Annotated in this window: 9 protein-coding genes; 1 reads left to right on the top strand and 8 read right to left on the bottom strand. The window is 73.7% G+C overall.

Annotated features, from left to right (window positions below):
- Window positions 1-180 precede the first annotated feature (180 nt).
- Window positions 181-1,062 carry a dienelactone hydrolase family protein gene (locus tag UO65_RS15465; protein ID WP_035283154.1) on the bottom strand — a complete coding sequence of 294 codons (882 nt, stop codon included), beginning with the start codon at window positions 1,060-1,062 and terminating at the stop codon, window positions 181-183.
- Window positions 1,063-1,250: 188 nt separating this feature from the next.
- Entirely contained in the window at window positions 1,251-1,505 is a 255-nt protein-coding gene (locus UO65_RS36765) for a hypothetical protein (RefSeq protein ID WP_161784472.1), read from the bottom strand.
- A gap of 307 nt (window positions 1,506-1,812) precedes the next feature.
- On the opposite strand from UO65_RS36765, the gene UO65_RS15455 reads away from it, so the two are divergent.
- On the top strand, window positions 1,813-3,168 hold the full coding sequence (locus tag UO65_RS15455) for a helix-turn-helix transcriptional regulator (RefSeq protein ID WP_035283151.1): 1,356 nt from the start codon (window positions 1,813-1,815) through the stop codon (window positions 3,166-3,168).
- Window positions 3,169-3,181: 13 nt separating this feature from the next.
- Here UO65_RS15455 and UO65_RS15450 read toward each other — a convergent pair whose 3' ends face one another.
- Genes UO65_RS15450 through UO65_RS37395 form a run of 6 tightly spaced genes read right to left on the bottom strand, consistent with a single transcriptional unit; the run spans window position 3,182 to window position 10,034 of the window.
- Window positions 3,182-4,768, bottom strand: a complete 1,587-nt coding sequence (locus tag UO65_RS15450) for an AMP-binding protein (protein WP_035283150.1) — start codon at window positions 4,766-4,768, stop codon at window positions 3,182-3,184.
- Window positions 4,765-5,520, bottom strand: a complete 756-nt coding sequence (locus UO65_RS33375) for a class I SAM-dependent methyltransferase (RefSeq protein ID WP_052021219.1) — start codon at window positions 5,518-5,520, stop codon at window positions 4,765-4,767. Before UO65_RS33375 ends, UO65_RS15450 begins: the two co-directional genes overlap by 4 nt.
- The gene (locus tag UO65_RS15440) at window positions 5,517-6,791 is read right to left on the bottom strand and encodes a protoporphyrinogen/coproporphyrinogen oxidase (protein ID WP_035283149.1); all 1,275 of its coding nucleotides are present in this window, start codon (window positions 6,789-6,791) and stop codon (window positions 5,517-5,519) included. The genes UO65_RS33375 and UO65_RS15440 overlap by 4 nt, the downstream gene beginning before the upstream one ends.
- Entirely contained in the window at window positions 6,788-7,693 is a 906-nt protein-coding gene (locus UO65_RS15435) for a UbiA family prenyltransferase (RefSeq protein ID WP_035283147.1), read from the bottom strand. Before UO65_RS15435 ends, UO65_RS15440 begins: the two co-directional genes overlap by 4 nt.
- Window positions 7,690-8,814 carry a DegT/DnrJ/EryC1/StrS family aminotransferase gene (locus tag UO65_RS37400; protein ID WP_035283145.1) on the bottom strand — a complete coding sequence of 375 codons (1,125 nt, stop codon included), beginning with the start codon at window positions 8,812-8,814 and terminating at the stop codon, window positions 7,690-7,692. Before UO65_RS37400 ends, UO65_RS15435 begins: the two co-directional genes overlap by 4 nt.
- A complete protein-coding gene (locus UO65_RS37395; protein WP_411431361.1) occupies window positions 8,811-10,034 on the bottom strand; it encodes a DegT/DnrJ/EryC1/StrS family aminotransferase in 1,224 nt (407 codons plus the stop codon). The genes UO65_RS37400 and UO65_RS37395 overlap by 4 nt, the downstream gene beginning before the upstream one ends.
- Between the last annotated feature and the right edge of the window lie 20 nt (window positions 10,035-10,054).

The raw sequence follows: 10,054 nt of genomic DNA, 5'->3' as shown, positions 1-10,054 counted from the left end.
AGGGGCCCCGGCCAAACACATCCACCCAGCCGGGCACCACCCACAAACAACCGGCGACGAAGGCAGAGCACACCCACCCAGTCGAGCACCTCACGGCAAGCCCGGACTCGCGAAGGCACGGCCGAGCACATCCACCCGGGCACCCACACCAAAACCCAGGGCTTGGGCCGAAGTTCAGGATCAGCCCAGGGGGCAGGTCTCGCGGAACTCGGAGATCACCGCGTCGGGCGCCGGGGCCGGGCACAGGAACCGGTCGTACCGGGTGTCGGAGTCGATCCAGCGCTTGAGCCAGGCCACGGTGAACTTGCCGACGGTGGGGGTGGCGGCGGTGACGACGAAGTGGTCGGCGCCGCGCAGTTCCAGGTACGCCTTCTCGCCGCCGAGGGATTCGTAGAACGGTTCGGCGTGCTGGGTGACACCGGCGATGGTGTCGTTCTCCGCGCCCACGATGAGGCTCGGCACCGACTCCGCCGCCCAGTCCTTGACCGTGTTCCAGGGCGCGAGCGGCACGGTGGCCAGCAGCGACGGGCGCTTCTTGGCCGCGGCCAGCGACGCCCCGCCGCCCATGGAGTGGCCGAGGACGCCGAGCCGGTTCGCGTCCACCCGGTCCTTGACCGGGCTGGCCGTGGTCAGCCAGTCCAGGGTGGCCAGCAGTTGGTCGGCGCGGGCGGCGGGTTGGTCGAACGGGGACAGGGTGTCGATGGTGACGACCACGAACCCGTGCGAGGCCAGCCGCGGGCCCAGCCAGGAGATGGCCGCCTGCACCTCCAGGAATCCGGGCGAGACCGCCAGACCGCCGAAGGTGCCCTCGCCGGTGTCGGCCGGGTAGTAGACGGTGCCGCCCGCGAACCCCGCGCCCGCCTGCACCGGGGCGGATTCCACGGCGAACGGGCCCGCGGCGGCCTCCAGGCTCTGCACCGTGGGCTCCGGGCCGCGCTGGTACGGGTTCTCCGCCGCGGACGCGTCCACGCCCACCAGGGCCCCGGCGGTCAGCGCGGCGGCGGCGAGCAGGCCGAGCGGTCCGCGCAGGGACCGCCTCCCGGTGCGGGGGGCAACAGTCATCGGAACGGCTCCTCAGCGTCGAGCGGCACGTGCTGGGGTCGACCGTAAATCGTTGCCCGGGTCTTGTGAACAGTGGTGAATGTTTGGCTCAACCCGGTGCGCAAAAGCACCGGGCGCAGTTGTCACGCGGTGCGCAGACCAGGTCCACGGCCCAGCCGCCGAGCGGCGGCACGGGTGTCCACTCCGGATCACGGGATGGCGAACCGATCGAGGATTTCCTGGGCCTCGGGGGTGTGGCGGCGGTCGAGGGGGTAGATCAGGACGTCGGCCGGGTTGAGGCTGCCCACTTCGAGCGCGTGCCTGATCTGGTCCGCCGTGGTGCGGACCGCTTGGAGTTGGGCGATGAGAGCGGTCAGCACGGCGGCCCGCTGTCGTGCTGACCGCCTGCGCGCGACCACCTGCCACGAATCCCCATGTTCGATCTCCATTGCTTCCAGGCGCACCAGGGGTCGTTCCCGTATTCCTCCGCGACGGAACCGACATGGTGGGCGAGCGTCTTCCGCCACCAGTACACGCCGTGCGCGCAGGCAGGAAAAGGACGAAAACCTCCTGCCACGCCGGACGCATTTTCGGACGTTCACCGGACGTCGACGCGATCCACGTGCGGAAATGCGCAGTGCACCGGTGACGCCCGTTGTCGCAATGCTTAATCCAAATGGGTGGCAGGTTGAATATCCGGGCTGCCCACACCTATCCCCGGCTACACGTCCACCGGGTCATCAGGTGGACGACCGGGCCGCGGGAGGTGGCGTGGGGCGCGGAAGCGGCGGCTCCGACAGCGGGCTCCGGGCCGCCAGGCGGGCACTGGGTTTCTTCCAGGATGAGTTCGGCTACCGGTTGGGAGTGAGTTCCAAGACGGTGGGCCGTTGGGAAAAGGGCGTCCACGAACCGCAGCCGTGGATGCGGGGAAAGATCGCCAAGGTGCTCGGCCTGACGATCCCGGAATTGAGCGCACTCCTGCCCTCGCCCGAACCCGTGAACCCGCCGCCCGTCGCACCTGCGAGCTGCGCCCGCTCCTTTCCGTGTCGTGACGGGATGGCGCGGTGCGATGAGCAACCCGAACCCATTCGGACCCTAGCGTGGGAGTTGATGGGCACCATGAACCGTCGAGACCTGCTCCGACTGCTCGGCTGGATGACCGCCACCGCGGGCGTACCCGCGATCCAACTCGACCCGGACGAGCAAGAACGCGTCGTGAAAGCGATCGCCGCTCCCGGCCGGGTCGATGAACAGGTCATCGGGCACATCCAGACGGTGTACCAGACGTGCCGGCGGCAGGACGACACCTTGGGGGCTCAGGCGGTGCTCCCGACGGTGCTCGCCCAACTGTCCCTGGCACAGGGACTGATCGGCAGTTGCCCACCACAACTGCGGCAGGCACTTCTGTCGACCTGCGGCGGACTGGCCGGGTTGGCCGGGTGGTTGCTCGTCGAGAGCACGGACTACGGCAAGGCGTGGGAGCACTTCGAGCGCTCGCGCGCCTTGGCCCACGAAGCCCGCGACCCGGCGCTCAGCAGCCTCACCCTGGCCCGCATGAGCAACACCGCGAAGAACCAGGACCGCTTGCACCAGGCGGTGGATTTCGGCGAAGCCGCCCGCAAAGCCGCCGAACGGGCCGACGACCCCCTACTGCAAGCGTACGCGGCGAGCGAAACGGCCCGCGCTTACGCCAAGGACGGCCAAGAAGCGCTGTGCATGGCAACACTGGAGGAGGTGGAGGGAAAGCTGTCGACAGCCGACCCGGAAATGTCGTCGAAGTCGCCTGCCTATTTCTTCGACCACAGCTACCTGCCCAGCACGAGGAGTGCTTGCTTCCTCAATCTCGATCGACCGGCTGACGCCGCCCGGCAGGCGCGTGATTCCCTCACGCACCGCGATGGGGCGCTCGTGCGGGACAACGCCTACACGATGCTGTACCTGGCCGATGCGCAGATCAAGCTGCGGCAGATCGATGACGCGGCGACGATCACGGGCACCGTGGCCGAGGCCACGGCGCAGAACGGCTCGGTCCGGCTGCTCGAACGCCTGCGCACCACCCGGGCCACCCTGGGCCCCTGGGCGGACACCGCCGCCGTCCGGGAACTCGACCAGCGACTCCTCCCGTAGGAACGACGCGGGGCTACGTCCACAGGCCGGTGCCGTAGGTGTCCTGGCCGCGGTGGACGACCTCGCGCAGTTCCATCCGGCGCACCTTGCCGGTGCCGGTGCGCGGGACCTGTTCCCAGGTGAGGACCACCGGTTCGGCCAGCGGGGGCAGGTCGTACTGCGCGGCCCGCCAGGCCCACACGTCCAGCGTGCCGTCCCGGGTGACCAGCACCGGGACCGGGGTCGTGCCGGGGGTGCCGAGGACCACGCACTCGACGACGCCGGGCACCCGGTCCTCGATGACGTCCTCCAGTTCCACCCCGCTGTGCCCGGGGATCAGGTCGACCTCCCGGTCCAGCAGCCGGAAGGCGCCCAGCGGGGTGCGCACGCCGACGTCGCCGGTGTTCCACCAGCCGTCGTTCCACTTGGCGTGCCAGCGGTCGTGTTCGCCGACGTAGCCGACGCAGACCACCGGGGTGCGTACCAGTACCAGGCCGGGGGTGCCCGGAGGCAGTTCGGCGAACGTGCGCGGGTCGACCACCTTGAGCCGGGTGCGGCCGGGCACCGGGCGGCCGAGGTCGCGGGTGGTGGGGTGGCGGCGCTCGGCGGCGGCCAGTGCGCGCCGGGTGAGCACCCGGAAGGTCAGCGGGCCGGTCTCGGTCTGCCCCCACACCTGCAACCACAGCGGGCCGCGGCGAGCGGTGGCGCCGAGGTAGGCGCGGACGGTCGGCGGGTGCATGGCGTCGAAGGTGCTGACGTAGAGCCGCACCCCGCGGAACGGGCCGTCGGGGCCGGTCATCGGCATCCACCGGACGTAGGTCGACGGCAGTGCCTCCACCGTGGTCGGCGGGTGCGCGCGCAGCACCGGTTCGGCGTTCTCGGCGTCGGAGACCACGACCAGCTCGCGCGGGCCCAGCGACAGCACCGAGGCCGTCCACGGGACCGCGCGGCCGTGGCTGAAGGCGATGGCGGAGCAGGCCGTGTCCGACGCGCGGGTCGACACCACCGGCACCCGGGTGGCCTCGGCGGCGGCGATGCCGTGCAGCAGGGTGCGGGTGGTGTGCACGACCAGCTTCGGCAGCCCGGTGGTGCCGGAGGTGTGGTTGACCACCAGCGGCGCGTCGGGGGCGCGCTCGACCGGCGGCGGGGGCGGGGTGCCGCGCAGCGAGGCGAGGCTGACCGCGCCGGGCTGTTCGCCGTCGAGGCAGACCGTGCACCCGACCAGGCTGGTGAGGTCGATGCCGTGCTCGTGGCCGTCGTCGAGTACCGCCCGGGTGGTCACCAGCGCGGTGGGTTCCAGCCGCTTGAGCAGGATCTGCAACGACTCCGGTGTGAGGTGGTCCGACAGCAGCGCGGGCACCGCGCCCAGCCGGGCGGCCGCGGCGGCGATGAGCACGTAGTCCCAGTGGTTCTCCTTGACCACCGCCACCGAGTCGCCCGGTCCGACCCCGGCGGCGTGCAGCGCGCCCGCGGTCTCGCGGACGAGGGCGGCCACGGCGGGCAGGTCGAACCGGGTGCCGCGCAGCGGGGCCAGGTCCAGCGGCCGGTCCAGGTGGACGACCGTGCGGATGCCGCGGGCGACCACGTCGTCGAACAGGGTGCCCAGCGATCGCACTTTCACGGGAGTTCCTTCCTGCCCAGGACGGTCACCATCACCTGCGAGAGCCAGGTGTGCGCGGGGTCGGCGAAGTCGCGCACGGCGGCATCGACGGCCGCCTCGGGGACCCGGCCGAGCAGCCGGGGCCGCAGGTGCTCCAGCCACAGCGCGTACCAGCGGGCCGCGGGGGTGCCGCCGCGCACGACCTCCGCGCGCCCCTCGGCGTGCACGGTCAGGCCCGCGTCCTCGGCCAGGTCGACGTCGAGCAGGCCGCAGCGCGGGTGGTACCCGGATTCGGCCATCACCGCGTAGGCGGCGGCCTTGACCTCGGGGTGGAACGGGCCGTCGGCGTGGCTGAACAGCGACGCGGTGTCGGTGTCCTCCAGCACCAGCCAGCCGCCGGGGGCGAGCGCGTCGGCCATCCGCCGCACCGCCACCCGCCGCCGGTCCAGGTGCTGCACCACGAGCCGGGCGTGCACCAGGTCGTAGTCGCCGCCGGGCGGGTCCTCGCGGGTGATGTCGCCGCGGTGCACCGCGACCCCGGGAACCCGGCAGCGGTCGGTGTCGAGGTCGACGGCGGTGACCGAGGCGCCGCGGGCGGCCATCCACCCGGCGACGGACCCGCGCCCGGCGCCCACCTCCAGGCATCGCCAGCCCGGTCCCACACCGAGCGCGGCGAGCCGGACCCGCGTCCCCGGGTCCCAGAGCTGCTCGCCGAGGACCAGCCGCTCGTCCTCCCCGGCGAAGCCGGTGTCGAACACGTACGTCGCGGTCACGTCGGGCTCCCCACGGGTGCGGTCCTGCGGTCGAGCACCCGGTCGGCGACCAGTTCGGCCGACCGGACCGCCCCCTCGGCGCACGGCCGGGCGGTGTACCAGTCCCCCACGTAGTCCACCGTGGAGGGTGGGCGGGCGGTGAAGTCCGACCGCAGCGCGAGCGCGGTCGGGGTGGGCATCGGCAGCCCGTGCCGGAACCGCGACACCACCGAGCCCAGGGTGGCGGCGGTCATCCCGGGCACGTACCGCTCCGCCCCGGCCAGCAGCGCCGCGGCGACCTCCCGGTCGTCGGCGTCGAGCCAGTCGGCTGGCCGGGTGGCCACGACGCTGACCAGGCCGCGCCCGGGCGGGACGCGGCCGGGGTGCTTGCGGTGCTCGAAGGACAGGCCCGCGACGCGGGTGTCCTCGACGGCGGGCACGGCCAGGGCGAACGAGTCGGTCGGCGGTCCCAGCGGCCGGTCGAGCAGGTACCCGACCTTCACCATCGGCCGGAACTCGCAGGCGTGCACGTACTCCGGGGCGGCCGGGTGCAGCGCGGCGGCGACCGGGGCGGGCACGGCGAGGACGATCTGCCGGGCGGTCAGCGTCGCGGCGTCGGTGACCAGCCGAGCGCCGGTGCGGGTGGTGGTGACCGCGCGGACCGGCACGCCGGTGCTGACGCCGAGGCCCGCGGCGAGCCTGCGCGCCGGGGTGTCCATGCCGTCGCGGTAGGTGCGGTAGGTGCTGGGGGCGCCGACGGCGCGCAGGTGCGCCAGCATCGGCCCGGCGCAGGCCAGCCGGGTGTCCCAGCCGAAGAAGCCGCCCGCGAGCGGCTGGACGAGGTAGTCGTGCAGCTCCCGGGTGCCGACGTCCGCGAGGAGGTGCCCGGGGGTGGTCTCGGGCGCGTCGGTGTCGAGCCTGCGCCCGCCCAGGGCGGCCAGCATGGCGGCCCGGCCGAACAGGCTCAGCCCGCTGCCGCGCAGTTCACCCAGGTGCGCCCGCGCCCGCCCGCGGCGCCACACCGCGATGTCGCGGCCGATCACCGGGACGTCGTCGGTGGTCAGGCCGAGTTCGCGCAGCAGCCGCCAGGTGGCCGGGTAGCCGCCGGTGCCGAGCATCTCCGCGCCCGTGTCGACCACGTACCCGTCGCGCCGCACGCTCGCCATCCGCCCGCCGACGTGGTCGCCCGCCTCGAAGACGTGCACCGACCGGCCCGCGGCGGCGAGCGCGCCCGCGACCGCCAGCCCGGCGATCCCCGCTCCCACCACCGCCACGTCCAGGTCGGCGCTCATGCCGCACCGCCCAGGAGGTTGACCGCGATCAGGGACACCACGGTCACCCGGTGCGCCAGCAGGCCCAGCTTCCGCGCGCGCAGCACGTCGCCCAGCCCCACCCCGCGCCGCAGTTGGGCCACCCGCACCGCCACGGCGGGCAGCAGCGCCAGGGCGAACCACCACGGTCCCACGCCGAGCCCGGCCGCGAACACGACCAGCGCGACCTCGGCGAGCGAGAGCCCGGTGATGAACGCCCGGTTCCCGGCGGGACTGGCGAGGACGGCCACCGTGCGCCGCCCGACGGCCGCGTCCCCGGCGGCGTCGGCGGTGTTGGAGTACACGCCGAACAGCAGCGGTCCCAGGCCGAACAGCACCGCCTCGACCACCACCAGCGGGGTCAGCTCCCCGGTCACCAGGCCCACCCCGCACAGGACGAGCCCGGTGCCGAACCCGGCCAGGAACACCTCCTGCCCGCCGCGGTAGCTGATCCGCAGCCCCCAGGAGTACTGCACCGACGACAGCAGGCACACCAGCAGCAGCACGAACGTCCACAGTGGAGCAGCGAGGCCGAGCAGCAGCCACACCGCGCCACCGGCGAGGGCGCAGCCGCAGGCGAAGCGGATCGCCTGGGCGTCGGTCAGTTCCCCGGTCAGCAGCGGTTTGCGGGCCAGCCTGCGGGCGGGGGCGTCCGGGCCGTAGTTGGCCGCGTCGCTGCCGTCGCGGTGCCCGGTGACGTCGTCGAGGGCCACCGAGGCGGCGACGACCAGGACGGTGCCGACGCCGAAGAGCAGCAGGGTGCCGGTGCCCCGCCCGCCGACCAGCGTCCAGGCCAGCGGCAGCGCCAGGTAGTAGTCCCAGACGTCGAGCTTGGCCAGGCGGGCGTAGGCGCCGAGGGTGGCGCGGTCCAGCGCGGTGGTCACCGGGCGCCCCCGGGGAAGGAGCAGACCGCGTCGGCGACGGCCTCGACCTCGGCGTCGGTCAGGTGCGGGTAGATCGGCAGGGCCAGGGTGCGGGCGCAGGCCAGTTCGGCGTGCGGCCAGTGCCTGCCCGCCCTGGCGTACGGGGCGAACGCCTGCTGCGCGGGCAGCGGGGTCGGGTAGTACACGTGGCTGCCGATGCCGCGCTCGGCCAGGTGCGCGCGCAGGTCGTCGCGGCGCTCGGCCAGCAGCGAGTACACGTAGTGGCAGCGGCCCTCGCGGCCCGGCGGCGGGGGCTGCACGCCGCGCTCGACCACCTCCTGGAACCGGGCGGTGTAGTAGTCGGCGATGTCGGCGCGGCGGGCCAGCCGGGCGGCCAGGCCCGGCAGCCTGCGCAACTGCACGTCGGCGGTGATCTCGTCGAAGCGGCTGTTGTAGCCGACCAGGTGGTGCTCGAAGCGGCGGCCCGGCGGCTGCCCGTGGTTGCGCAGCATCCGCGCCAGCCTGCCCAGCTCCGGGTCGTCGGTGATGACCACACCGCCCTCGCCGACCGTGCCGAAGGTCTTGACCTGCACGAACGAGAACACGCCCGCCTCTCCCCAGCGGCCCGCCGGGATGCCGTCGAGCACCCCGCCCTGGGCCACCGCGGAGTCCTCGACGAGCCGCACGTCGTGCCGGTTGGCCAGCTCGCGCATCGCGGGCATGTCGGCCATCACCGAGAACATGTGCGCGGGCATCAGCGCCGCGGTGCGCCCGGAGACGGCCTGCTCGACCTCGTACGGCTCGACGGTCATGGTCCACGGGTGCACGTCGGCGAAGACGGGGGTGGCGCCGACGGCGATCACCGAGGCGGCCAGCGGCGCGCACCCGAACGCGGGCACCACCACCTCGTCGCCGGGGCCGACGTCCATCGCGCGCAGCACCAGGATCAGGCCGCTGGTGCCGCTGGAGCAGGCGACCACGTCGGCGGCGCCGGTGTGCTCGCGCAGCGCGGCCTCGAACGCGGCGGTGCGCTCGCCGAGGATGAACCGCTGCGCCGGGTCGGTGCCGACGCGGCGCACGGTGTCGAGCAGCTCGGCGTGCTCGTCGGCGAACAGGTCCGGGGGGAAGAACGGCAGCTTCACGCGCCACCCCCGCCGTAGAAGGCGCGGACCAGGTCGCACACCCGGTCGAGGTCGTCGTCGGGGAGGTCGGGGTAGAGCGGCAGCGCCACCGCGTGCGCGCAGGCGTGCTCGGCGCGGGGGAACTCGCCGCGGCGGTGCCCGAGGTCGGCGAAGCAGGGTTGCAGCGGCAGCGGCGTCGGGTAGTAGACCTCGGTCTCGACGCCGTGCGCGCCCAGGTGGCGCACCAGCGCGTCGCGGTGGTCTACCTCGACGAGGTAGACGTAGAACACCGGGTTGCTCGGCACGTCGCGGCGGACCACGGTGGGCAGCCTGCGCACGCCGGGGCAGCCCGCGAGCCGCTCGGTGTAGCGCAGCGCCAGCTCCGCGCGCCGGGCGATGTCGGCCTCCAGGGTGCCCAGCTTGGCCAGCAGGATCGCGGCTTGGAAGTCGTCCATCTTGCTGTTGAGGCCGGGGACGGCGCTCTCGGTGTTGATCGCCGGGAAGTCGTCGACGGTGCGCCCGAAGCGGCCGTGGTGGCGCAGCGCCGCCGCGGTCTCGGCGATCCGGTCGTCGTCGGTGAGGATCGCGCCCGCGTCGCCGAGGGCCCCCAGGGTCTTGGTGGGGAAGAAGGACAGCACCCCGCCCGAGCCGACCAGCCCGGCGTGCACGCCGTCCCAGCGCATCCCGATGGCCTCGGCGCTGTCCTCCAGCAGGGTCAGCGCGTACCGCTCGGCCACCTCGGTCAGCGCGCCCAGGTCGGCGGTCTGGCAGAACAGGTGCGCGGGCATCAGCACCCTGGTGCGCCGGGTGACCGCGGCGGCGGTGGCGTCCGGGTCCATCGCGTAGGTCAGCGGGTCGACGTCGGCGAACACCGGCCGCCCGCCCGCGAGCACCACCGAGGACGCCGAGGCCACGAAGCTGAACGCGGGCACCACCACCTCCGCGTCCGGGGTGAGCCCGGCGGCGCGCAGCAGCAGCACCAGCGCGTCGGTGCCGGAGTTGACGCCGACGACGTGCCGGGCCCCGGTCCACCGCGCGAGCGCCTGCTCGAACGCCCCGACCAGCGGCCCGTGCGAGTACTTGCCGCGTTCGAGGACCTCGGTCAGCAGCGGCTCGACCCTGGGCCACAGGGCGGCGAAGCCCGCGGCCTGGCTGAAGAAGGGCACTCGCGCGCCCTGGGCTGTCGGGGAGCCGGAGACCGTGGCGGCCTGCTCCATCGCTGTCCTCTCGGGACTGGGCACCAGCACGGCCCCCAAGGTAG

The organism is Actinokineospora spheciospongiae, assembly GCF_000564855.1.
In the GTDB taxonomy this organism is placed as follows: Bacteria; Actinomycetota; Actinomycetes; order Mycobacteriales; family Pseudonocardiaceae; genus Actinokineospora; species Actinokineospora spheciospongiae.
Note: the sequence above shows the minus strand (reverse complement) of the source record. Positions and strands in the feature narration are given on the sequence as shown.

What these genes read in the sequence shown, in the direction of transcription:
- UO65_RS15465 (WP_035283154.1), bottom strand. Translation starts at nt 1,062, where the DNA reads ATGACTGTTGCCCCCCGCACCGGGAGGCGGTCCCTGCGCGGACCGCTC.
- UO65_RS15440 (WP_035283149.1), bottom strand. Translation starts at nt 6,791, where the DNA reads ATGAGCGCCGACCTGGACGTGGCGGTGGTGGGAGCGGGGATCGCCGGG.